Genomic DNA, 25,352 nt, shown 5'->3' with positions numbered 1-25,352 from the left:
AGCTAGTGGTCCTAATTTGGGGGAGTACTATATTGTGCCCTTTACGCTACAAACAGATTGTATTTTAAAATAGCGTACATGGCCCTGAAACCATCTCGCCAGCCAATTTTTTTGCCATCGGCATACGTACGGCCATAGTAGGAAATACCAACTTCGTAGATGCGAATACCCGGAACACGGGCTAGTTTTGCCGTTATCTCGGGTTCGAAGCCGAATCGTTTTTCCCGAAGGTCGATTCGTTGAATCAATGCTGTTCGGAACACCTTATAGCAGGTTTCCATATCGGTCAGGTTCAGGTCCGTAAATATATTCGACACCAGCGTCAGAATTTTATTCCCCACAGAATGCCAGAAATACAGTACCCGGTGAGGGTGGTTGCCAATAAATCGGGTGCCATAAACAACATCGGCTTTCCCGTCTATCAGGGGCTGAAGCAATAATATATATTCGCTGGGGTCATACTCCAGATCGGCATCCTGAATGATGAGCCAGTCGCCGGTAGCCAGCTGAATGCCGGTGCGCAGAGCTGCTCCTTTCCCCTGATTCGTTGAGTGACAAACATAGTGCGTACATACATCCGGGTAACCCTGCTGGAATGCTCTGACAAGCAGGCCCGTATGATCCGTCGAACTGTCATCGACTACTATGATCTCTTTCTGGATGGACAGTGGGAGTGGTGATGCGGCCACCTTGTGCAGTAGTTCAGTAATGGTACGCTCTTCGTTATAGGCGGGAATAACAATGCTCAGGATCATTTTGCTGGTAGTTGGATAGAGTTATGTGCCAATGAGTCAATGGTTGGGTGAGTCAATCTAAATCCCTCCGCAATGGTTTTTCCCCTCAGTTGCAGATCATCAGAAAAAAATGGTGTGCAGGGTAGTTCAATGTCGAAACAGGCCTCGCATGGCGCGCGCGGAACAACTACCGCCAGGCCACTGCGGGTTCTGCGTAAGTCGTAGTAGGCGTTTTGTTCTCCGGAATTAAGGTGGCTTAACTTCGCGGGTATGAGTAGAAGAGCGACCAGCGAATCAGGCTTGTGATTCTCCCTATTAACCGCAGCGAAAACGAGTAAACCGATCAGCGTTAGTCCGACCAATCCCGTAGCAATACGTGTAGGTAACGGTTGCTGGATTAGGTTAAGAATGGGTAATAAAGCGGCTATCCAGATAAATGCATAACCAAACCGGAATTCGGGGGCTTTCAAAAACCAGAATAAAAATCCGGCCAGCGCTACTACATAAGCTGCTAATAACCCCCGTAGACGCTCGCGGCCATAAACCCATTGGGAAGCCATCAATACGGGCGACAATACGGCCATGATGAACGTAGGCCGGTTGGGCCAGTTGTACCAGAACCACCAGTGCGTCCACCACCACGATACCCATCGGGCAAACGGCCAGGTGAGTTTTTCTGGATCGAATTTGGTTTCGGGAAGGTGAAAGCGTGCCCAGAACGTAACAAAATCATGTTCAAACCGAACCGCGTTTTTGGCCACTTTCCAATCGACCGAAACTAGATCAAGTTCGGTAAATGGAAAGATTAGATAGCCAGACAGAATAACGTTTCTGACCAGCCACGGGCCAATAAGCAAACAAGCAAGTATCGTTACCCAGACTCCATGGTTCCATCTAATCCAGTGCCGGTGCTCATAGGCCACAAAAGGCAGGAGAAGCAGGATTGGCAGTGTAGCCAGTTTTACGGTCAGGCATGTGAATACTAATGCTACCAGCAGAAACGCTCGAAAGTGATTACTCCTTCTGTTTTCATTAAGCCATACTAAAAACACGAAAAGTGTCAACAACGTGGCCCATACGTCCGTGCCAGGTGCATTGACCTGGCGGATCAAAAAAAATAAGGCCAGACACACGATGCTTAGTTGAAGATTCCGCAAAACGGGACTCAGATTGAGCCGCTGAAGTTGCCTGATACTGTAATCCCCAAAGAGGAGAAGCAGGAAACCGTTGAGCGGAAACAGCGTTTGACCAGCCAGATCCGTAAAGCCGAAAGCGGCTCCAATCACAAAAAAGCTGGAATTGAAGGCCAGACGACTGAACAGATTGCCAAGCCCTGGAATAGCCGCATACCGCTCAACATACCGGATAGTGGGTAGGTGATAGGTACCACTGTCGGGATTAACAGGACGTCCGATGGCATAGACCAGTATGACTACGATGAGTAACCAGACTACAGGCTGTCGGACAAGTTTGTAAAAATTGGTAGTAGCCGCGCGTATCGGACGATTCGCCAATTGCCAGTTTATAAAAATAGCAAGCAGCGCTAGACCTGCAACAAACCAACAATTAGTCGGGAAGAAAATTGAGACGATCTGCAACACACTGATTACTCCCATCAAGCCCATCAGGACCGTTTCCGTTGGGGAAACCGTTCCTGGCCAATGGCGTTGCAGGGCAAGAACAATGCCCTCGCCCAGCACCGATAACAGTATGTAGAGTAGAGCCCATAGAAGTAAGAGTATTAGCATGTTACGTTGGATAGTGTAATGCGATAATTTAGTGGCAATCTAGCCGTGGCAATGCCCTGACTGGAGTATTGATTCCGGGTTTAAGAAGAGTTAGAACCAAACCTCAACTAGTTATTCTTTGCGCTTCTTTTTCGTAATGAATATAGCTGATGACCCGATTAGCCAACGCGTTGCTAATCAGTATGTAGGATGTTCTCCTTCGGGGATAAAATTATTGGACTTGCTGCTAAAACAACTTCTCGATTTGAGTCAGATCCTGTCAATTTAGGGACAAAAGGTACTGATACGCAGGACAATGGTGCGTTTTATACTCATGAGCACTGGTTTTTCGGAACCAGGGCATTGAATGAACGGCCATGTTCCGTACGAATCAGGACAGCGTCAGGAGACGGGTAATCCTTACTTATGAGAAAGGTCGTATGTGCTTCGGGTCGTTTAGGGATACACTGGCAACTGTTTCAGCCAGGCCAGATTGAATCGATAGTGCTGGCTGCTGCTGACCAGATGAATCAGGTTGTCGGGTGTTTGCGTAATCGCCAGGTAGCCCTTAGGTTCGGCATGGGTGGCATCCATGTCAAAAGCACCTGTCCAGGCTCCGCCATTCAGGAATCGGTAGTTTCCATCGGTTAAAAGCTTCTTCACCGGCCAGGTCTTACCCTCATCGTACGATAAGGCAGCATACATGCCGTACCCTTTCATTGTTTTGCCTGATTCACCCGTAAAAAGCAGTCCGTTTTTGCCTTCATTCGCTTCATCGGGGTGATGTGTAAAGGAAATCAGCAGCAATGGCCCTTCATTGAGCCGAAACAGAACCAACCGCTGACCACTCCAGACCGGCGGAAATTCAGAGGCTTGATACGTCCATGTTTTACCCATATCGTGCGATACACTCATCGGCATTCGGGGACCACTCGAATCGGGGCCGGGCAGATCGTCTTTGCGGCCAAGAGCCAATAGGCTACCGTCTTTCAGTTGAACGACACCCGCATGGATTCCCGCAATCAAGCCGCCCGTTGCTCCATTCTGAAAATCAGGCTTTTGTGTATCGGTATAGGGGTTGATCCAGGTTTGGCCACGGTCTTTACTAACATGAATAGCGGTTCCTCCAGTTGGCCCTGGGTCAGCATCACCCGCTTGGATAAGCCAGCCCTCCCGCGTCTGAAGTAGTCCGGCAATTACCTGATTTCGTTTTGTGTGTTCAGGATCGGCCAGTCTGGGAGCTGACCAGCTAGCCCCATTATCGTGACTTTCCCGGAAGGTGATGGCCAGATTTTTCCAGTCTCCGTCAGTTTCAACTCCGTTGAGGTGATAGATCGTACCTTTCCCGTCGTGTAGGAGAGATGTGCCGGTCATGTTGCGGTCAGGGACTTTGAAAAACTCAGATGGCTCATCCCAAACCTGTTTACCAGATCGTAACCGACTACCCAGAATGGTCATCTCCCGGCCTGATTCCTCGTTCGTAGAAAACCAGGCTGCCAGCATATCCCCATTGGGGCACCAGGTAATGGCCGGGCAGTGGTTATGGGAGAAAAAGGGAATACCGGCTGTGCAAACGGGTTTATTGACGTAGCGAATGGGCTCCATAAAAATGGGCTTTGTCGAGGAAACCGTTTTCCAGACGAACGGCTTCTGAGCCACTTGCTGCATAACCGCTGTTGCTGGCTCTGCCGGAAGGGGAGAGGTAGTAACAGCTTCGGCCTGCACAACCCGGAAGCCGACCAGCCAGCTTTTGTCATTAGGGAGCATACCCAGTCGGTTCGACGAACGCAGATAACGGACTGGCGTTCCATGACTACCTCCACGCGTTACCCGATACAGCCCATTGGCTCGCCCTACCGGATTGATTTGCTCTCCCGCCCGGTAGGGACCGTACCAGTCAGCGCACCATTCTTCAACGTTGCCGTGCATATCGTGCAAACCAAATGCATTGGCCGGACTTTGCCCTACCTGCAACGAAACGACCACCGGGTCGCGGTCCGTTTTCTGACTTTTTTGGTAAGCAGTCGCAAGTTTACTGCCGGTCGAAAAATCCGAGGTGGTTCCGGCGCGGCAGGTATATTCCCATTCCGCTTCGGTGGGAAGACGATAGGGTTTGCCCTCTTTTTGGGTGAGCCACTTGCAGAATGCCAGGGCGTCGTCATAAGTGACAAACACAACAGCTTCGTCGTCGGCTTTCGAAAAGCCCATTTTGCCTCTCAGGGTTTTATGAGCCGGGTCGAACGCTTCATACTGCGCATTCGTAACTTCAGTAATTGCCATCTGAAATGGCTTTGTAATACTGACTCGGTGCACCGGTTGTTCATCCGCATCTTCCCCATCGCGTTCAGAACCCATATGAAAGACGCCTGCCTGAATCGGAGCCATGCGCATTCCTATTGAATTAGTCGATTGACTGAAGGCTATTTGAGAAAGTAGTGTGAAAAAGAAAAATAGTCTGATCACTGTTCGTAAAGGTTTCGGTTTTAGGAAGGAAATTGGAATGAAAGAGAGCAACGCAACGAAAATTTACTCACAGATGAACAAAGTACAGGTGTTTACCGAAAAATAGTGAAGCAGTAGCGAGCAACGGAAACAAGAACTCTTCCAATTTACATTGGCCGAGCACTAAACTGGTGAGGCCCCTGCTTCGTTCGAGCGTAGATAATCTGGGATAGCTTCCTGAGCACGCAACGGCGTGGCGTTAGCAATTGCCACGGGTTGATTCACCATATCGGCATCTACACTCCTGAGCTTAAGCGTATCGCTTAGTTGCAGTTGCAGTAATGCCTTCAATTCCCTACGTAATGACGGATCATAGATGGGGAAACCAACTTCAATTCGACGATTGAGATTGCGATTCATCCAGTCGGCCGACGAAAGGTAGATTTCTTCTTCGCCCCCATTGGTAAACAGCAGCACCCGACCGTGTTCCAGGTATTTATCAACCAGTCTGAATACCTGGATCGTCTCACTCAATCCTGCTTTACCAGGAATCAGGCAACAGATACCGCGTACGAGCAAGTCGATACGAACACCCGCCTGGCTGGCCTGGTAAAGTTTATCGATCATTTTTTTCTCTTCCAGACCGTTCATTTTGAGGCAGATATAAGCTGGTCTGCCTGCGCGATGGTGCTCAATTTCGCGGTCGATCAACGATAACCAGTTCTCTTTCATGCCAAATTGGGCAACCAGCAGGTGCCGAAATGGTTTGGGCTGCTTGCGACTTTTAAGATACGTAAAGACTTGACGAAGTTCCCGTCCAATGCCACGATGGGCTGTAAAAAGGCCGTGATCAGTGTATACTGTTGCGGTATTTTCGTTGAAATTGCCGGTCGAAAGATAGCTATAGGTGTGTTTTTTTCCATCGGCACCCCGGCGTGTGATCAGGGCAATTTTGGCATGGACCTTGATTCCCGGCAGGCTATAAATAATGATAACCCCGGCTTCCTGCATCCGGCTTGCCCAGTTCAGGTTATTGGCTTCATCGAACCGTGCTTTTACCTCTACAAACACGGTCACTCGTTTGCCATTTCGAGCCGCACTGATGAGTGAATTCGCCAGAAGAGACGAGTTTGCCAGCCTGTATAAGGTTACCCGAATACTGATAACATTTGGATCGACGGCCGCTTCGTTGAAAAAACGCAGGACGTAATCAAATGTTTGATACGGATAATTCAGCAGCAAATCCTGCTGATGAATTTCATCGACAAGGGTTTCGGCCAGTTCGAGTTGTGCAACCTGCATCGGTTTTGCCGACGGATTTTTCAGGCGCGGGGCCAGTGGATTGGGAAATTTGAATAGATCATAGAGGTTATGGTAACGACCTCCCTCCACCAGTTCTGCCGTTTGCAGGCCGAAGGTAGTACGCAAAATGCCCAGCATGTCGGCGTCCATCGTGCTATCGTAAAGGAATCGAACGGGATGGCCAATTTTGCGCTGTTCGAGCTGGTGTCTGATTTTCTCGATCAGATCGCCCGAAAACTCATCATCGATCAAGGCATCTTCGTCGCGGTTGAGCTTTATGCTGTAGCACGATATGACATCGTATCCTTTAAATGCCAGGGATAAATTTTGCCGAATAATTTCATCGAGCGTAATGATAAACTGTTGACCATTCACGGGCGACAGCACCGTATAACGAGGCAGGTTATCGGACGGAATATTGACGTAGGCATAGGTGTAGCCCGCCTGGGGAGCCTGACGATCCTGCAACCGAACAGCAAAATACAATTGGCGGCTAGGCAGAAAAGGATGCGAAGGATTGGTCAGGTAAACGGGTTTGAGATAGGCCAGAACCTGACTCAGGAAGTAATGTCGAACTTCGCGCTGGTGTTCGTCCAATAAAGCCTGACCCTGATAAAGTATGATCCCGTTTGCCTCCAGTTCGGGTACTATCTGGTTCGAAAAAATTCGCCCACATTCCTGTTGCTGAGCCAGAGCGACCTGAGCAATCTGCTGCAATAATTCGTCCGGGTCACCGTCTACGACCGTTTCGACCTGGCGGGCTTTTAACAGTAATAAATTTTGCAGACCAGCTACTTTTACCCGAAAGAATTCATCGAGGTTCGATGAGAAAATAGCCAGAAAATTTATGCGCTCGTAAAGGGGGAGAGTGGGATCGGCCGCTTCACTTAGAACACGCTGATTGAACGAAAGCCAGCTAAGTTCACGTGGCTGATAGGGGAAGGTATGTTTCATGCCTGAAATTAGAGCGATAAATCGATTGTCAGGCGACCCTTGTGTTAACTTTATGCTAATTGCCAGAGCATAATATCTTTACTTATGCCTTTGAGGTGTTTAGCACCAACACAGAGCGCACTGTCGGGACAAGCGGGTAGATCATCTATAACTTCCTGACTAACCAGTAGTTGTGAGTTGCATTCTTTATTCAGTTGCTCAATGCGTGACGCCTGAATGACAACCGTACCCGTAATGTTGTATTGCTGGCGGTTTTCGGTCCCGATATTACCGACTACCGCATCCCCCGTTTGAATCCCGATTCCGACCGAGGTTTGTGGAATTATACCATTTTGGTTTGCTTCGACAATGGCATCGAGAATAGCCAGGCCAGCCTCTACCGCCCGTTCGGCAGGATTGTTAACGGCCAACGGTGCTCCAAATGTAGCCATACAGCCATCGCCCAGAAACTGATTCACAATGCCGCCGTTGTGTCGGATAACCGTTGCAACCACATCAAAAAATGCACTCTGGTAGGTAATAACCTCGTCGGGGGTGTGCGTATCGGCAAAATTGGTGAAGTTACGGATGTCTAAAAACAGGATAGCCACCTTCCGATGACTGGCCTCGAGCCCGCCCTTTTGGGCCAGAATAGCCTCAACCACTTCGGGCGATACCTGCTGGCCGAACAGTGTCCGGATCTGCTCCCCTGTTTCCATCCGCTCGATAGAAAGCTGGATCGTTTTACGAATCTGCCGGGCTACATAAGCTGCTCCGGCACCTGTCAATATCATAATGATGGTTTTCAGCGCATAAGGAAAGGTTTCTGTCAGGTAAAAGCTCAGTTCTGTCACTTGATCAGAACCGGGTTCCAGTAAGTAAAGGCTCAATCCATAGAATTCAAGGCCAGCCAGCCCGCCCGTCCAAAGCGATACAGTCGAGCTAAGACGGAGTGTTGAGAGGGTAATAAAGATAAAATAGAGATAGGCAATGGGCGATAGTAACATCAGAATCGGGTGATCTAATGACTTACTGACCAGGTATATCGCTGTAGTCAGAACCGTGATTTCGACCGTTGCATTCCCGAATTTAGCAAAGTAAGCCGCGGCCGGTCTTGGCCAAAGCCGTCGCATACCCAACGTTTGCCAGACCATGATCTCATAGATGAGCATACCACCCATATAGGTCGCCAGCTGTATCGAAATATGATGACCGGTAACTTCACCAATGGGTACATTCGCAAAGGGTATCGTAACACCGTAGAGCACAAAGCCAAAGGCAAACAAAATGGCCAGTACACTGGCGCGCTGTCGTTCACGCAGTACGCTTTCCTGCTCAAATTCCTGTTGGAAATAAGTGAGGGTAGGTGGGTGGTATCGATGCTTGAACATAAGCTTAACGGGTATATGGTTGTATCTTAAATTAATTGCGGGTCAAATTCCTACAAATAAAGTTATGTTCCCAACCTGTTGTGATGGAGCGCCTTTAAACTGGGGTGTAATCAGCTTTTCGCTGAATGAAATTCCCAATCGATTATGCATCAGTACGCCCCCATACTCAACTTGCATGAATGCATGATTCAGAAGGTTGCTATTTAGTACATAATCGGCCTGCCTGTGTGTGAAAATTCCACCCTGTAAAACCGAATCGTTCATCACAAAGCGAACTGTCGGTCGGACGAAAAAAAATAACTGGAATTTGCGGTAGGAGTTTATTCGCTGATTACTGGTTTGGCGTTCGTAGTTTGAAAAGTAATCGCTGAAAAGGCCAGCTCTGACGATAAGCCCAGCGTTGACGTTGTTGCTTAATGTACCAAGATTTGTGCTTAGTAAGCCCAGAACCTGCAAATTGGATGAAGGTTGCACCAACTGCTTCTCGTACTGGATCAGATAATTAATGACTACATCGGTCGGTAGTTGATGTTGCCAGCCCTGCGGTTTGTCAAAGCCCAGCTGTCGATGAATCCAAAGCTGAAGTTCTTCGCCTAAAGCAGCCTTTCCCAGTACACCCAGACCCAACTCGGTGGTCAGGCGTTGTTTGTTTTCTGGGTCAGAGGAGGTGAGGGCGTGGGTAGCGTACAGCGTGGCGGTGTACGGTCGATCGCCCTTTATGATTGTCTTTTTTTTGATATCGGTTGGTGTGTACATCAGATGGGTGAGTCCGATGCTATACATATTATTGACCTCACCTGCTAATGGAATCAAAAGGGCGCTCAAAAAACGGGGCTTCGACTGTTTTGTGTAAAAGACTTCGATTCGGGTGCCATTGGTATACTGTCGGTCACTAATCTCTCGTCGGGTGTTGAGACCATCATTGTCTTCACTAATCCGGATCAGTTGAAGGGTGTTTCGTTGGGCCAGTGCCGGATACGTTAAAAAGAAGCCTAATAGTAGCCAGGCCATGCGGTTTAAGGCATTGGCGGCCAGGGTAAGTCTAAATGCCACGTCAGGGGTATAGGTGTTCAACCAACCTGCGAAATTGCTTTATTTGATTTTACAAATCAACAGTTTTTTGACTGTTGGTTGTTCGCCAGCTTGAGTGAAGCCAGTAAGGACGCATTCTCGGTATGCAGGGATTGGTGTTTTTTGGATACACCGATTCGGGGTCAAAAAAGATAGGTTGATTGCATGAGCCAGTATTTGTCAACAGGCAATTTGGCCAATTCAATTTGATAGGAGTTCGGTTGTACTAATTTTGTCGTATAGCTTTTTGAACTATATGCACCAAACATTACTGCTTTGTCTGTCACTAATGCTGGCTGTTTCCCTGTTTGTGATGTTGGGTCAGCGGTTACGAATCTCCGCACCAATTTTTTTGGTAGTGAGTGGTTTAGTCGTCAGCCTCGTTCCTGGGATTCCACGCATTGTCATTGATCATGACCTGATTTTCCTGATTTTTTTGCCCCCTTTATTGTACGAAGCAGCCTGGTATACATCCTGGAAGGAGTTCTGGCGGTGGAGACGTATCATCGTTGTACTGGCTTTTGGGTTGGTAATCGTTACGGCTTCTGCGGTTGCCTATATGTCAAGTGCCTTCATTCCGGGCTTTACACTGGCGCTTGGATTTCTGTTGGGAGGCATTATTTCGCCACCCGATGCAGTAGCGGCTACTTCCGTTCTGAAAGGAGTTAAAGTTTCGAAACGATCCGTCAGTATTCTGGAAGGGGAGAGCCTGGTAAACGACGCATCGAGTTTAGTAGTCTTTCGCTTTGCATTGGTTGCCGTTCTGTCCGGGTCTTTTGCCTGGAAGAGTGCAGCTGTCGACTTCTTTTTTGTCACACTCATGGGCATACTGGTTGGGTTGGCTATTGCAGGCATTTTTTATGTCATTCATCGGTGGATGCCTACCTCAACGCGGGTAAGCATCCTGTTGACCTTTATGGCTCCTTATTTCATGTACCTAACTGCCGAAGAGTTTAAGGTTTCGGGTGTGATGGCTGTTGTGAGTGGAGGATTGTTTCTTTCGTACCATAGCCATCAAATTCTCAACCATAGCGCCCGCATTCAAGGGACTGGGATGTGGGCAACCGTGGTTTTTGCCTTAAATGGATTAGTGTTTATCCTGATCGGTCTTGAACTGCCCGTCATTATCGGTGGGCTGGGCGATTATTCGAAAATTGACGCTATTCTATATGCCTTCATGATTACAGCCGTAGTCATTGTTACCCGTATGGCTGTTGTCATGTTTTCGTCATTATTTACCTGGTTTATTGGACGATACATCACCGTTGCCGACCGAAATCCGGGATGGCGCGGGCCAATTATTGTTGGCTGGGCAGGTATGCGCGGTGTTGTATCGCTGGCGTCGGCATTATCGATTCCACTAACCCTGGACAATGGCGAGCCATTTCCGCATCGAAACCTGATCCTGTTCATTACGTTTGTCGTTATTCTGGTCACGCTGGTTTTTCAGGGATTAACGTTACCCTGGGTTATTCGGAAAATCAATTATAAAGACCCCGACAACCGCGCGCCGGAAGAAGAGCAGGAATCGTCCATCCGGCTAAAATTGCTGCAGGTTGCACTTGCTGAATTAGACGAGAAATATGGGCAAGAAATCGGTAGTAATGAACTGATCGGTAATTTGAAGGCTCGAATGAAAAATGATTTTCAGTCAACGACACATCATTTGAACTCATTAGAAAGCGATGGGGGAAAAATCGACGAATACAATCGGGCCATGAACGATATTGTTTCTGCTAAAAGAAGGGTGTTACACCAGCTTCGCAGACGAGAAGAGTTTGACGATGAGGTAATTCGGAAGGAAGAGGCACGTATCGACCTGGAGGAAGAAAAACTAAATCATCCAATTCATTAAGCACACTGTGCGTTCGGGATAGCGCGGTGACTGGATGCCTGAACAGCTGGTTTTACCGGGACTTTCACCGATTCGACGTAGGCGGTTCAGCAAACCAGTTCTGGCCTACTATCAACCATTTTGTATAAAAAAAAGACCCGATCGCACAGTGCAATCGGGTCTTTTTCTTGCAAATCCGACCTATCAACCGAACGAATTAATGTGTTTCTGGAAGATAGCTTCGTATTTATTGGCAGCTGCCGTTTGTTTGGCTTCTTTACAAGCCTCTACGATCGTTTGTAAGACATACAAGTCAGCATCAGGATTACCGAACCGATTGCCGGTTTTGTCGTATGTTAGATTCTGATCTGCGCGGGAAGCCATTGTATCCGCAATTTCGAGCGCCTTTTTCGAATCACCAACCGTGAACAGGAATCGTACGTAATTTGACGAAATCTGGTCATACGGAATGCTCTTGTCCGGAATCACCTTCAGCGAATAATCCAGCACTTCACGGGCTTTGTCTTTCTTGCCCTCGCGAATTAGCTGATCGGCCAGACGGAAGAAGGCAATGCGGGCTGAAATTACCGGCGGTCCTTTGTAGGTTTCATCGTAATAAACATCCGGATTGTCGAATTCACGCCAGAAGGTTTTCTTCAGCATGTTGTTGTACATGATGTCGGAATTGACATACCCGTCGGTGGCACCCGGTACGGCAACGGGCATAAGCCGATACGCATAACCTTCCAACTGCATGTAATTCTTCAGACTCAGGTAGTTATCACTGGCCAGCGTGCTCGAAAAATAGATGGGTCGTTTCCAGTTATTGGTTGCAATGATATCGAGCATGATCAGGTCAGGCTTGTAGAGATCCTTCTTGCCGATTGTCCACTGCAAGGTGTCTTTCACCATTGGCCGTAACATCGCCGGAACAAAATTCGACTGATCAAGAGCGGCCTTATCGATGGGCAGGAACAGCACCGACGAAGGAAGCACGCTGGTCATATCACCACTGGTTAGGGGCACCTGAATGGCCGGACTGTTGGTTTTGATCAGGTTGATATACTGTTTCAGATCGATCCCGTTTTTCACTCCCGGCACTTCATAGAATGGTACGATGTCATTTTTTCCCTTATTGAAGTTGTCGAACTCCAGGGAAATTGGCAGCGCATCCGATTCGTAGGTCTTCCGTTTCATCTGCTGAATATACCATTCAGTGCCAAGCAGGCTCAGGTTGCAGACACGAACGTCACGGCGGAAACCTTCTACCTCCTGCACGTACCAGAGCGGGAATGTATCGTTATCGCCACCCGTAAACAGAATCGCATTGGGGGCACAGGAGTTAAGCAGATTTTTGGCGAAATCGACCGACTGATAGCGGTGATTGCGATTGTGGTTATCCCAGCTTTTGGCTCCCATCATAATTGGCATGAGCAGCGCCAGGCCAACAACCAGACCATTACGGACTGTATCGGATTTGAGATAGGCTCGCAATCCTTCGGCAATGGCCATCACGCCCAGTCCAATCCAGATCGCGAAGAAGTAGAACGAACCCACGTAAATATAGTCACGTTCGCGCGGTTCCGATGGGGGCGAGTTCAGGAAGACCTGTAGTGCAATTCCCGTAAACAGAAACAGCAACCCAACGATCAGGAAGTCGCGACGACGGCGGAAATACTGGAACACAATACCGAAGAGACCGATCATGAACGGCAGCATGTAAAAATTATCGCGCGCTTTGTTGGTCTTCAGCAAATCGGGTGCGTTCTGATCCGATGACCAGGGGAGGAGGTATCCTGCACCTTCTTCATCGCTCTCCCGACCGGCAAAATTCCACATCAGATAGCGCCACCACATGTGCCCTAACTGATAGTCGAACATGTATTTCAGGTTATCGCCCATGGTTGGTTTTTGCCCTTCGGCTAAGCCAAGCATCTGACGATAGAGCTGGGGGTGATTTTGCTGGCTACTGTATACCCTTGGGAACAGCATTTCATCGCCGGGTGCATAGACGTACTCAGGCTGATGGTCGAAGATGACGTATTTATTGCCTTCTTTCTTCCACATAGGAGCGCCCTGTTTCTGATCGATTGGCCGGGCCGTAAAGACCGGCCCGTAAAGCAGCGAACGACTCCCGTATTGTTCACGGCGCAGGTACGACAGGAAATTTAAGGCGTCGCTGGGGTCATTTTCGTTAATCGGAGGATTGAAATCGGCCCGAACCAGCACCTGCATATAGGATGCGTAACCGATCAGCACGAACGCCAGCGCTAATAACGACGTATTGAGGACAGCCCGTTTCTGCTTTACTGACCAGATTATACCATAGGTCACCGCTCCAAGGAAAACAATGACGAAGAAAAACATGCCGGAGTTGAAGGGCAGACCGAATGAGTTGACAAACAACCGCTCAACGGCAAAGGCCATTCCGGGTAAACCCGGAATGATACCCGAGTTGATAATGCCCAGAATAATTAAACCAACCGTAAATGCAGCGGCACCACCCCAAAAGGTTGGTTTGGGGTATTTTTTGAAATAATAAATCAGGGCGAGCGCTGGCAGGGTGACCAGATTCAGCAAGTGAACCCCAATCGACAAACCTGTCAGATAAGCAATCAGGAGCAGCCAGCGGTTAGCCGCAGCTTCATCTTCAATGCGCTCCCATTTGAAAGCGGCCCATACAACGATAGCGGTAAAGAACGATGACATGCCGTATACCTCGGCTTCAACAGCCGAGAACCAGAATGTATCGGAGAAGGTGTATGCCAATGCACCAACGCCACTTGTACCAATTACCAGCAATGTGTCGGCGGTTGAGTACTCACTCTCTGGCTTGTCCAGGAGTTTTTGGGCGAGCATGGTAATGGTCCAGAACAGGAACGCAATCGTGAACGCGCTGGCCAGTACCGATGCCATGTTGATCCAGTAAGCGACATTGGTCAGGTTGCCTAGCGACAGCATTGAGAAAATGCGTCCCAGCAACAGAAAGAATGGCGCACCGGGTGGGTGAGGTACCTGGAGTTTAAACGAACACGCAATGAACTCGCCACAGTCCCAGAAACTGGCCGTACGTTCCACTGTACTCGCATACGTAAAGAGCGCGACAGCGAAAACGAGCCAGCCCGTGAGGGTGTTCAGGCGTTTGAAAGACTGCATATAGGTAAAGATTAACTGACTGCTTTTGTGTGTAGCCGCCAAAAATACGCAAAAAAGCGGGCCGATTCGGTTAGTGTAGGTTGTTAAAGTTTGTTAAGGAAACGGACTGATCGGTATTGTCGACCAGTTTTACTAGCTTTACATAAAACGAAAGGGTATGGAATCGGCCGTTAAAATTCAATTGAGTGATAAGCAGATAGCCAGACTCGAAGCCGGTGGTGTAATCGCTATTCAAGCTTCCTGGGACGATTTTATGGAGTTTCTGCAGGAAACACGCTATCGGGCTGACTATCACAATGGGCGAATTATTATTATGGGATTAGCTGCCTTTTTTCATGAAGTATTAATTATGACAGTTGGTGATATACTGCGCCATCTGTTAAAAGGTAAGGGATATTTTGTAGCTGGCAGTAATGTAGGCGTCTTAAAAGAAGCAGGCAAAGGGTATTATAATCCTGATATTACCATCGTGAAAGGAATGCCTGTATTCCATACGGATTCAACGGCCATTATTACCAATCCTTATTTTGTGGTTGATATACTTTCAGAATCAACAGCAGCCTATGATTTTAATCACAAACTGCGCAAATATCAAGGGATTGGCGGCCTGCAGGAAGTAATATTCATAGATCGTTTTGACGTATCCGTTACCGTCTTCCGTCGAACGGATACTGTAAATACCTGGACCGAAACGATCTATGAAAAAACCGGCGATGTGGTTCGCATCGCCGGCGATAATACCGTACTGCTTCAGGAGTTTTTCGCCGACCTACCCGGCGAGGCACTTGGCGAGCAGGCTATTCAATAGATCTCCCCCCGTGCTGCCTTGAGTGTGTTCTGCATCAGCGAACAGATCGTCATCAGGCCCACACCACCAGGAACAGGCGTAATAAAGCTTGTCTTTGGGGCAACTTCATCAAATTTAACATCGCCTTTAAGCGCAAACCCACTTTTCTTGGTGGCATCCGGTACGCGTTCCAGACCAACATCGATCACAACGGCACCCTCTTTAACCATATCGGCGGTTATAAACTCAGATTTGCCGAGAGCCGCCACCAAAATATCCGCCGACCGGCAAATTTCGGCAAGGTTCTGCGTGCGGCTGTGAGTAATTGTAACCGTGCAATTGCCGGGATACGTATTGCGCTGCATCAGAATCGACATTGGTAAACCCACAATCTGGCTACGACCCACCACAACGCAGTGTTTGCCTGCCGTTTTGATGTCATATCGCTTTATCATTTCCAGCACACCCTGTGGAGTTGCCGAAATGTAGGCGGGTAAACCTTTGGCCATGCGGCCGATGTTGATCGGATGGAAACCGTCTACATCTTTGGCCGGGTTGATGGTCTCCATCACACGGTCGGGATTAATATGGTCGGGTAGGGGAAGTTGAACGATCAGGCCGTCCATGTCAGAATTATCATTCACTTCACGTACTTTGGCCAGTAGTTCTTCTTCGGAAACCGACGGATCGAAGCGAATTAGCGTCGACTTCATGCCTACTTCTTCGCAGTTTTTCATTTTAGAAGCTACGTAGGTTTCTGAAGCCCCGTTGTTTCCTACCAGAATAGCGACCAGATGCGGAATTTTACCGCCCTGCTCGCGTATCTGTGCGACTTCAGCCGCGATTTCCTGCTTGATTTGTGCTGAAAGGAATTTACCGTCAAGGAGTTGCATAGATGTCTTAGTGTTCTTTGTGCCTTCGTTATTGGCATTGTGCCGGAGAAACCAACAGAACACAACGCTCGTAAAGAAGGCACAAAGCTACACAAAGTAATAGGTTCAATGCGGTAAAGATCCGGAAGATTACCGCATTCGTTCAGGTGTCAGATAGTCTACCTGATGGGCTTCCCAGATTGCCGGAACCTCTAACCGGTCAATCATCCTATGCAGAACAGGCTCTGGCACAGCGTATTCGCGGTTTCGGTTCTGCCGAATTAATTGTTGGTAGGGTGCTTCCAGGTAGACTAATCGAACGCGCGCTTTATAAGTCGTGAATAAGTCAATCAACTGGTTTCGGAGCTGGCGTGTCAGGTTCGTAGCATTCCAGACAAACGAGGTCTGGCTCCGCAGCATAGCTTTGGCATCCTCCCTGGCCAGCTGAACCACCCGACTGGTTCCCTGCTGGTCGGTTGGGCTGATTTTTAGCTTACGCCGGTAATTGTCCAGACTCACAACAGGCCAGTCGGCCAGATTACGGGCTATAAATGTATCTTTTCCAGACCCCGGCAAACCCGATAGTAAAACAACATCTGACCCCGATTCCGTAAACGGTTCATAGTCGGGGTGAGCCTCATCGTGACTAAAGTAGTGAAAACGAGCCGTGTTACTTACGAACTGGCACGGTTTCCCCCAGCATTTATTTTCCCGGCAAAATTCCTCGAATAGATCAATCCGGTACAATAGATCAGCCTGATCGGCACAAATCCGGCCCAGAACGTCGGCCCGTGCCAGCATCGTTAGCCACTGCGTATTGACTTCCAGGCTTACCTGTAACAATGTTTTCAGCGGATCGGGCTTTTCGAAAATCCATAAGGGCAGACCGTGGTACCGAACTAACTTACAAATCTGCTCGCGTTCCGGGAAAGGCAAGGCCAGTAAGCGTTCGCCGAGATAGAGCAGCTTACGAGTGGTTCGCTCACCGCGTCGGGCATGCCCTCTCGACGTGATACTACCATCTGGCTCCTCGACCGTTGTCGATCGTTTTTCGACATCGTGCAATAGAGCCGCTGCCCAGAGTAACTCCTGATCAATGGCAGCCAGTGCCTGGTAGTCTGGTTGTGCGATCAAGCTTGCCAGTACCATCTGAGTATGAATGGCCACATCGCCCTCGGCGTGATGGCGTGGGTCTTGCCTAACGCCTTCCATATCGCTGATCTCCGGAAAACGGGCTGCCAGGGCAGACCATTGTTTATCGGTTGTGAATGTCCACATAGCTATTGGCGGTTAGGCAGACCGTTCGACTGCTCGTTGATTAATTGGGCTCGTCGCCAGTTCCGGGTCCAATGTTCGTCGGTTTTGACGTGCCCTTGTCGGACGTACTTAAATACATTTCGGTTATGGGCCAACTCGGCAAAAGCCTCGATGTTACGACTGACTACACCCTCCATCGTGCATTCCAGGCCAGATTGGGCATCAACTGACCCAAATGTGCCCGGCTGGGATGCCCAGTAATTGACCGTAGCTTCAACCTGAACAGGATCGAATGGCCGTTTGCAATGTGTCAGTACGGGCACCGTTGGGAAGTCGAGCAATTGGGCATAAAACTGAGTTTCATCCCACGACAGCCATTGATCATTGTCCCGAATGGCGAAAACATAAAAATGCGACTCAAGTTTTGGGTAAGCAATGGAATGCACAGCGTACAGATTCTCGCCGAAGACTTCGAGATCGCCAAGGTCATGTTTCTGCATCGCCCAGCGCTCACGAAGATGGCGCGTCCATGGTGTTTGGGTCGGAGCCGCATGAGAGCGCGCAAACACACCATACCGGTTTAGACAGTTATTTTCTCCGTCTAGCTTCTCGGTATGAATGAGGGTTGAAATCTGGGAAAGATCCGTCTGGTACTGATGATTGATTCGGTCGTCGCTCGTAGTGCCGGGCGAAAACGGGTAATGATACGTACGACCGTATTTTCGGGAAATCATGCTAATCGCGTTTTGATAAGACAATAGAATCACAGGCACTTTACCGGGTGGTAAAGGCTATTCACAAAGTGAAACCTGTGCGCGATTACATGACATTGAACGGCTTAAAGGGTTCTGAAAAATTGAACGCTGCAAAGATAAAGCATGGAAGCTGAATAGTGTATCATCCGTATTTTTCCTGCCACGCCTTTTTTAGTTTCTGGTAATCCGGATCATCCCTTACTTCCAGATACTTGTTGTAAAAGATCCGGGCCGATTCGGCTTTGACCGGGTCTTCGTCGCGCGGGAGTTGTTCCCGACCGTGCGATCCGGATCGGCCCTTCTGGTCGTTCGGAACAGGTCCATCGTATTTCTGGCCCGTGCGATGATTGGCGTAGCGCCTGGCCCGCGTATAACCCATTTGCAGAAATTTGCGGGCCATATCCATGCCGATAAAATCGTCTTTTTGCTTGTAGTCCTGAAACAACAGGAAAATCTTCTCCGACGATTCGCGAGCAATGTCTGGTGTTTTAAAGCGCCAGAAGGGAAGGATTTCCGATTTATAAGGTTGCACCAGCAATACACCCATCTCCCCTTTCCCAACGCGATACAGTTCGGGCTGTTCGCGCAGGTTTAGCTGTCGATAGTCGAGATCATACCGAAAGGCGCGGTCGTTGGTTGGCATGGGTCGAGCAGTAGTTGTAAGGGGTAAAACTGGAAATGGAGCCAGATGATTAGGATAGCAGGTGATTTTTGTAACTTTACCCAAAACAGGAAGATAGTATGGAGGTAATTCAGAAAGTTCAGCTAACCGACGAGCAAGTTGAAAAACTGGCTGTTGGGGGTGTTGTATCGGTTCCGGCCTCGTGGGATGAGTTTATGGATTTCCTGCACGAGACATTCTACCGGGTCGAGTACCACAACGGCCAGATTATTATTATGGGATTAGCTGCTTTTATCCATGAATTACTGATTGGCCGAATTATTACACTTCTGACGAATCTGTACAGCGGTACGGACTATTATGTAGCCGGAAGTAATGTTGGTGTGTTAACCACAGAAGGTAAAGGCTATTACAATCCTGACATTACAGTGGTAAAGGGTACTCCGAAATTCCGGCAGGGGTCAAATGCCATTATTACCAATCCCTATTTACTGGTTGAGGTGCTTTCAGAATCGACAGCGGCTTATGATCTGTACCATAAACTGCCAAAATATGAGCAGATGGACAGTTTGCAGGAAGTCGTGATTGTAGACCGTTTTGACCAGTCGATCAGTACTTTTCGGCGGACTGACACGCTCAATGTCTGGACGCAAACGATTTATGACAAGCCTTCAGAGCAGGTACGTATCGATCAGTTTACGATTTTACAAGCCGATGTTTTTGCCAATCTTCCGACTGTTAAGGAGTAACTTGTTTACTTCCCCGCTTTAGAAGCCAGTAATCCCACCACTGTGATCAGTATCGGTAAACCGAATTTGCCGAGTGCCTTAACACTAGTCATACGTCTGTTGGCAATAGAGACAGGACAATTCCAATTGCTCACAAAAGGTCATTAAGGGGCGAGCCACACCATTTTAGATTCTGGCTCATACTGAAACTGGGCCCGTGTCTGACCTTTCCGGCTAAGGTGTAGATATTCCATCGACAATACCCGGCACTCGATCACGGCGAAGTTTTTACGCCCGGCCTCGCTCTCTGCATCAGTTGGTAAGGATTCGCCCAAGTGTTCAGGGAAACCAGGATAGGCGGCTGGCTGTACACTACCCGGTTTTTGTGCAGAAAGATAGGCTTTCCGGCTACCCGTCCAGAGCGTCTTCCATTGGTCATCTGCTACATAATCGTCGGTATGGAGCCGGGTTTCAACGATTAGGCGTAACTGTATTTGCTGTTTTTCGTCCCAGAACAGTAGTGTAGCCGTTGGAAAGGCTTCAAGTTGCATCACCTTTTCTGAACGGGCGTCGGTATGAAACCAGACGTATTTGCGGGCCGTATCGACTTGCCTCAATACCACCATACGAGCATCGGCTCTATGATCGGTGCAGGTGGCAACAATCATGGTTTTAAAGGCACTGTCCTCGCTTTCGGGGGCCGAAGCGAGCTGTTGCCAGCTTTCATGTTCAAGGCTGGCTAACGAAGGAGACGGTGCCTCAACGGCTTTAGAATTACTTGATTGCTCGGAAATGGACATAAAACAGTCTTATCACAGTCGTTGAGTTAACGGGCTGTAGACTTTTTTTGTTTGCGGTGTAAGTTTTTAATCAAGCCAGCGACTAACTGCTTAAAGACAAGCCCAAGCCGTGATGGAAAGCGATTTTATACAGACGGTCAATGCCCACGCCGGAATTATCCAGAACGTATGCCGACTCTATGGTAAGGATGAAGAGGACCGGAAGGATCTATATCAGGAGATCGTACTCCAACTCTGGCGGGCGTTTCCTTCCTTTCGTGGGGAGGCTAAAGCCTCTACCTGGATGTACCGGGTTGCACTCAATACGGCCATTTCGTTGTTTCGGCGGCAATCCCGCCAGATCGCACCCGTGCCTCTTGATCAGGAACTGTTAAATCTGGATCAACGTGTTGTTTCTCCGGATGGAGATCAGCAAATGCAACAGTTTTATCACGCCATTGACCAGTTGTCGCTTATCGAAAAAGCTATTGTGTTTCTGTATTTAGACGACAATTCGTATGAGGAAATCGCCAGAATTGCCGGTATTTCCCAATCGAATGTGGGCGTTAAACTGAATCGTATAAAAGGGAAATTGAAGAAAATTGTCGAGTTAACGAACGAATAAACAGATACGAAAATGGATTTGGATGAATTTAAAATCACCTGGAAAGCCTACGAACAGAAACTTGATTCGACGGAGCGGCTTGGCCAGCAACTTCTGCAAATCGTATTGCAAAATCGCTCGAAGAGTACAATCGATAAAATGATTCAGGATCTTCGGCTGGCCTTTGCGATTCTGATCGGGATCATTCTGTTTTTTACCGCCGTAATTGCCGGAAATGCCTTCGACTACACAGAGCCTGTTCACTATATTCCCGCCTGTTGTTACCTGGTTATTGCGGGAGTCGGTTTGTATTTTTCGTTTCAGCATCGGGCCAATCTCCGCAAGACCCGTCTGCTTACACACGATCTATACCAGGCATTGCTGGACCTGATCAAATTTCGTACGCACCATACGAAACTTATGAAGCGAGTATGGATGTTGGCAATGCTGTCTGGTTCGATGGTTATGCTGCCTGCCATTGCTCATAAATTTTCTGAAGACTGGATGAATACCCTGCTGATTATACTGCTGCCTATCGGATTGACGGCGCTATCGATTGGGCTGGCAACGCTGGCAGGGATGTTTACCGACCCTTATCTTGACGAGTTACGAGGGCAGCTTAAGGAACTTGACGAGTTACACTGACCGTTCGCTGAAATCCTGGTAAACGGCATAACCGGATGGGGTATTTACTGGTTAAGTTAGTATATCAACAGGAAGCCTGCGGGTGACCTTCTCAGACCAATGTGTTTTCATAAATCACTGGCCATCAAAGCCGCCGAACTCGAAGCCCGCTACGGGGCATCCCTGCCAGAGTCTGCTGAATTTCAGCCTATTTACCATGCCAATGCGTACCAGTTTCCAACCTGGCCAATTGTAACCAAACAAGATCCGAAGCACTTTCAGATGATTCATTGGGGCCTGATCCCGCGCTGGACGAAAAGTAGCGACGATGCCTCCGACATACGTACGAAAACCATCAATGCACGCTCCGAAACCATCTACGAAAAACCATCATTTCGGGGGGCGGCTCAGGCTGGCAAACGGTGCCTGATTCCGGTTACGGGCTTTTATGAATGGTATACGTCGGGGAGCAAGAAGTTTCCGTTTTACATCAGCACAAGTGATCAGAAAATAGCCTCGATTGCTGGTTTATGGGACGAATGGCCGGACCCCGAAACCGGTGAGCTGGTCCCGACCTATACCCTGCTGACCACGGAAGCTAATCCGTTACTGGCGGCTATCCATAATACCAAAAAACGGATGCCTTGTGTATTGACACCCGACGAGGAGAAAGCCTGGTTATACGAAGACCTGAATGAAGCTGAAGCCCTGGCATTGCTGGCGAAACAGTATCCGGCAAAAAAAATGCATAGCTATAGTATCAGCAAACGAATTACCTCCCGCACGGAGCCGAGTGATGTGCCTCAGGTAATGGCGCCGATGGAGTATCCTGAACTGAAAAATCACCCTGCATTATTTACTTAAGTAATCCATCCCGTTTGTATACATAGCAATCCGCTTATGTAGTATTTGGGACTAAACCACTTTTTTGGCCGTTTTTTTGCGACTCGAATTGTCTTTTTCCGGGAACCCTCCCGGACTCATCATTCTGTATATTTTGACTAACCTGACTATGAAAAAGAAATTACGTATTTTATTGCTGGGCACTGCTGTTATAGCCGCGACAAACGCGGTTCATGCGCAGTTTCCAGCGCTTCCGGGAGCAGGAGGACAGCGGCCTCCTGCGGCTATTCCCGGTACTTCCAGCGATGACTCGCCCCGTGGAAATGCCAAGCTAACGGGTGTGGTTGTGGATTCAACGACCAATAAACCGGTTGAATTTGCGAGCATTGCCCTAATCGATACCAAAACGAAAAAGCCAATCGATGGAACCGTTGCCGACGACAAAGGAAAGTTTACGTTGAACAAGTTGCCGGAAGGTGAATTTCAACTGCTGATTTCCTTTGTTGGTTATCGGAACAAAACGGTTTCGAGCGTGAAGCTCAATCGGAAAGGCGATGTTGATCTGGGGACGGTTAAACTTGGAGCCGATGTTCGTACCCTTAAAGAGGTCGAAGTGGTTGGACAGGCCTCTTTGGTTGAGGAAAAAGTAGACCGGCTCGTCTATAACGCCGATAAGGACATCACCGCCAAAGGTGGAGATGCGACGGACGTAATGCGCAAAGTTCCTCTGTTGTCAGTTGATTTAGATGGTAATGTAAGCCTGCGCGGTAGTAGCAACGTTCGGGTCCTTATCAATAACAAGCCGTCTACAATCGTGGCCAGCAGCGTAGCCGATGCCCTGAAGCAAATTCCGGCCGACATGATCAAAACCGTAGAGGTAATTACCTCTCCTTCGGCCAAGTACGATGCAGAAGGGTCAGCGGGAATCATTAACATCATTACCAAGAAAACGACACTACAGGGTTTTACACTTAACCTCGATACGGGTGTTGGTAACCGAGGTAGCAACCTGGGTCTGAACGGAAATTTACGGACGGGCAAAATGGGATTCAGTCTGAGCGGTTTCGGACGGGCGAACTACAACGTAATTGGGAAATTTGCCAACACCCAACGGACGTTCGGCAGCAACGGCACAACCATAACCGAACAAACGGCCGATACGCGCAATCATGGTATTTTCGGTCAGTATACGCTCGGATGGGATTACGACATTAGCAAAAACAGTTCGATCACGGCGAGTCTTCGTTATGGCGCCCGGAATAATTACCAGAATCAGGACAATTTTCTGACGCGTACCTCCTCGCCGAGCGATTATTTCCCTCGCGTTAGCGATCGTAATGTATTGACAAAAGATTTGTCGGGCACGGTAGATGCGAATATCGATTACACCCGTACTTACGCCAAACCACAGCAGGAACTGAGTGTTTCCGCGCAGTTTAGCCGCAATAACCGGAACAATGATTTTACGGCCGATATCCTGAACAATTCAGATTTTGCCACGATTGTTGCCCGTCAGCAGAACCTGAACAACAGTTACAATCAGGAAACAACAATTCAGGGTGATTACCAGACTCCGATTGGTAAAAACCAGTTGCTTGAGTTTGGTGGTAAGGGCATTTTCCGCCAGGTAGAAAGTGCGTTCAGTTATAACTACGGTGTAGGTTCGGGTGCACTTCTGCCAGACCCAACCCGGACTGCCAACACGCTCAATTATGACCAGAGCATTGGGGCTGGTTATGTGTCGTATACGCTGACTACCAAAAACAAGTACACGATTAAGGCTGGAACACGGTACGAACACACGACGATCAATGCCAATTACAGCCAGAATCAACCGGGCGAACAGGGAGCAGCCGCAGGGCAGGATCTGGGTATTCCGAGCTATAACAATCTGGTACCCAGTATTAACATATCGAAGTCGCTGAAAGGGGGTAAAACGGTCAAAATAGCGTACAACCGTCGATTGCAACGGCCAGGTATCCAATTCCTGAATCCGAACATCAATACGTCGAACCCAACGAATATCACACAGGGAAATCCACTGCTTTCGCCCGAATTGACCGATAATTTTGAGTTGAGCAGCAGCGCTTATATCAAAAGCGTTTACCTGAATGTGGCCTTGTTTGCCCGGCAAACGAATAACTCGATAACGAGTGTGCGGGATACGGTTACATCGAGCGTGGGGCAAGTAAACAATCCGGCATTATCGCAGGTAATTCGCACGACTTACCTCAACATTGGTAAAGAATCGGCCTACGGGGCTAATGTGTTTGGTAATGCAACGCTGTTCTCAAAATGGCAGATTGGTGGTGGAGTCGATGTATATTATGCCTACCTGACCAATAACAGCTCAACGTTTATTTATAACGCGACGAATTCGGGCTGGGTTGTAACGGGTCGCTTCTTCACGGGCCTGACCCTTAAAAATGGTTGGGGGCTACAGGGATTCGGATTTATCCGGGGTAAACAGGTTCAGTTGCAGGGCTCTCAGGGCGGGTTCGCTTTCTATAGCCTTGGCCTGAAAAAAGACCTGAAAGATAAACGGGGTAGCTTCGGTATTGCGGGCGAAAACTTCTTTAATCATCCATTTACCGTTCGTTCAGAATCATCGTCACCAATCTTCGCTCAGAATAGTCTGACGAGCCTGTATAACGCTGGTATTCGCGTGAACTTTAGCTATAAAATTGGTAAACTGAGCTTCGATCAGCCACAGCGTAAGAAAGGCCGTTCAGTCGAAAACGACGACATCAAATCCGGTGAAGGGGGTGATGGTGGCCAGCAGCCCCAACAGCAGCCCGCTCAGGGCGGTAATCGGGGCGGTGGACGACCACGATAAAAGACAGAGAGCGTGAGGCAGGGGGATAAGAAATTCCACTCGCTACCCCACGCTC

General features: G+C 48.6%; 19 protein-coding genes. 7 read left to right on the top strand and 12 right to left on the bottom strand.

What is annotated here, in order from left to right:
• Positions 1-41: 41 nt before the first annotated feature.
• The 6 genes from GJR95_RS07125 to GJR95_RS07100 all read right to left on the bottom strand — a co-directional run bounded on the left by GJR95_RS07125 (position 42) and on the right by GJR95_RS07100 (position 9,582).
• Positions 42-755 (bottom strand): glycosyltransferase family 2 protein, encoded by a 714-nt coding sequence (locus GJR95_RS07125; protein ID WP_162385218.1) that lies wholly within the window; start codon positions 753-755, stop codon positions 42-44.
• On the bottom strand, positions 752-2,482 hold the full coding sequence (locus GJR95_RS07120) for an LIC_10190 family membrane protein (RefSeq protein WP_162385217.1): 1,731 nt from the start codon (positions 2,480-2,482) through the stop codon (positions 752-754). Before GJR95_RS07120 ends, GJR95_RS07125 begins: the two co-directional genes overlap by 4 nt.
• Positions 2,483-2,917: 435 nt before the next feature.
• Positions 2,918-4,924, bottom strand: a complete 2,007-nt coding sequence (locus GJR95_RS07115) for an SUMF1/EgtB/PvdO family nonheme iron enzyme (protein WP_232541107.1) — start codon at positions 4,922-4,924, stop codon at positions 2,918-2,920.
• A gap of 162 nt (positions 4,925-5,086) precedes the next feature.
• Positions 5,087-7,159, bottom strand: a complete 2,073-nt coding sequence (gene ppk1 / locus GJR95_RS07110; RefSeq protein WP_162385216.1) for a polyphosphate kinase 1 — start codon at positions 7,157-7,159, stop codon at positions 5,087-5,089.
• A 50-nt stretch (positions 7,160-7,209) separates the two neighbouring features.
• Positions 7,210-8,529, bottom strand: coding sequence for an adenylate/guanylate cyclase domain-containing protein (locus GJR95_RS07105; protein ID WP_162385215.1), 1,320 nt, complete (start codon positions 8,527-8,529; stop codon positions 7,210-7,212).
• Positions 8,530-8,571: 42 nt separating this feature from the next.
• Positions 8,572-9,582: a lipid A deacylase LpxR family protein gene (locus tag GJR95_RS07100; protein ID WP_162385214.1), complete on the bottom strand. Its 1,011-nt coding sequence runs from the start codon at positions 9,580-9,582 to the stop codon at positions 8,572-8,574.
• Between the two features lie 274 nt (positions 9,583-9,856).
• On the opposite strand from GJR95_RS07100, the gene GJR95_RS07095 reads away from it, so the two are divergent.
• The gene (locus GJR95_RS07095) at positions 9,857-11,455 is read left to right on the top strand and encodes a Na+/H+ antiporter (protein ID WP_162385213.1); all 1,599 of its coding nucleotides are present in this window, start codon (positions 9,857-9,859) and stop codon (positions 11,453-11,455) included.
• 183 nt (positions 11,456-11,638) lie between these two features.
• Here the strand turns inward: GJR95_RS07095 and GJR95_RS07090 are convergent, their stop codons facing one another.
• Positions 11,639-14,590: a glycosyltransferase family 117 protein gene (locus tag GJR95_RS07090; RefSeq protein ID WP_162385212.1), complete on the bottom strand. Its 2,952-nt coding sequence runs from the start codon at positions 14,588-14,590 to the stop codon at positions 11,639-11,641.
• Between the two features lie 157 nt (positions 14,591-14,747).
• Between GJR95_RS07090 and GJR95_RS07085 the strand changes: the two genes are divergently transcribed.
• The gene (locus GJR95_RS07085; protein ID WP_162385211.1) at positions 14,748-15,398 is read left to right on the top strand and encodes a Uma2 family endonuclease; all 651 of its coding nucleotides are present in this window, start codon (positions 14,748-14,750) and stop codon (positions 15,396-15,398) included.
• Here the strand turns inward: GJR95_RS07085 and GJR95_RS07080 are convergent.
• The 4 genes from GJR95_RS07080 to GJR95_RS07065 all read right to left on the bottom strand — a co-directional run bounded on the left by GJR95_RS07080 (position 15,392) and on the right by GJR95_RS07065 (position 18,904).
• Positions 15,392-16,270 (bottom strand): bifunctional 5,10-methylenetetrahydrofolate dehydrogenase/5,10-methenyltetrahydrofolate cyclohydrolase, encoded by an 879-nt coding sequence (locus GJR95_RS07080; RefSeq protein ID WP_162385210.1) that lies wholly within the window; start codon positions 16,268-16,270, stop codon positions 15,392-15,394. The genes GJR95_RS07085 and GJR95_RS07080 overlap by 7 nt on opposite strands.
• Before the next feature lie 129 nt (positions 16,271-16,399).
• Entirely contained in the window at positions 16,400-17,527 is a 1,128-nt protein-coding gene (locus GJR95_RS07075) for an AAA family ATPase (RefSeq protein WP_162385209.1), read from the bottom strand.
• A gap of 2 nt (positions 17,528-17,529) precedes the next feature.
• Entirely contained in the window at positions 17,530-18,240 is a 711-nt protein-coding gene (locus GJR95_RS07070) for an RNA ligase family protein (protein ID WP_162385208.1), read from the bottom strand.
• A gap of 163 nt (positions 18,241-18,403) precedes the next feature.
• Positions 18,404-18,904, bottom strand: a complete 501-nt coding sequence (locus GJR95_RS07065) for a DUF4385 domain-containing protein (protein WP_162385207.1) — start codon at positions 18,902-18,904, stop codon at positions 18,404-18,406.
• Between the two features lie 98 nt (positions 18,905-19,002).
• Between GJR95_RS07065 and GJR95_RS07060 the strand changes: the two genes are divergently transcribed.
• Positions 19,003-19,632, top strand: a complete 630-nt coding sequence (locus GJR95_RS07060) for a Uma2 family endonuclease (RefSeq protein WP_162385206.1) — start codon at positions 19,003-19,005, stop codon at positions 19,630-19,632.
• 143 nt (positions 19,633-19,775) lie between these two features.
• On the opposite strand, the gene GJR95_RS07055 is transcribed toward GJR95_RS07060, so the two are convergent.
• A complete protein-coding gene (locus tag GJR95_RS07055; protein ID WP_162385205.1) occupies positions 19,776-20,411 on the bottom strand; it encodes a pyridoxamine 5'-phosphate oxidase family protein in 636 nt (211 codons plus the stop codon).
• A gap of 112 nt (positions 20,412-20,523) precedes the next feature.
• Here GJR95_RS07055 and GJR95_RS07050 point away from each other — a divergent pair, with 112 nt between their 5' ends.
• The 4 genes from GJR95_RS07050 (at position 20,524) to GJR95_RS07035 (ending at position 25,297) form a co-directional block, all read left to right on the top strand.
• Entirely contained in the window at positions 20,524-21,015 is a 492-nt protein-coding gene (locus GJR95_RS07050) for an RNA polymerase sigma factor (RefSeq protein WP_162385204.1), read from the top strand.
• A 12-nt stretch (positions 21,016-21,027) separates the two neighbouring features.
• Complete coding sequence (locus GJR95_RS07045; protein WP_162385203.1) at positions 21,028-21,639, top strand: hypothetical protein; 612 nt, start codon at positions 21,028-21,030, stop codon at positions 21,637-21,639.
• A 99-nt stretch (positions 21,640-21,738) separates the two neighbouring features.
• A complete protein-coding gene (locus GJR95_RS07040; protein WP_162385202.1) occupies positions 21,739-22,482 on the top strand; it encodes an SOS response-associated peptidase in 744 nt (247 codons plus the stop codon).
• Positions 22,483-22,630: 148 nt separating this feature from the next.
• Positions 22,631-25,297: a TonB-dependent receptor domain-containing protein gene (locus GJR95_RS07035; protein WP_162385201.1), complete on the top strand. Its 2,667-nt coding sequence runs from the start codon at positions 22,631-22,633 to the stop codon at positions 25,295-25,297.
• The last annotated feature ends 55 nt before the right edge of the window (positions 25,298-25,352 follow it).

This window comes from Spirosoma endbachense (genome assembly GCF_010233585.1).
GTDB lineage: Bacteria > Bacteroidota > Bacteroidia > Cytophagales > Spirosomataceae > Spirosoma > Spirosoma endbachense.
Note: the sequence above shows the minus strand (reverse complement) of the source record. Positions and strands in the feature narration are given on the sequence as shown.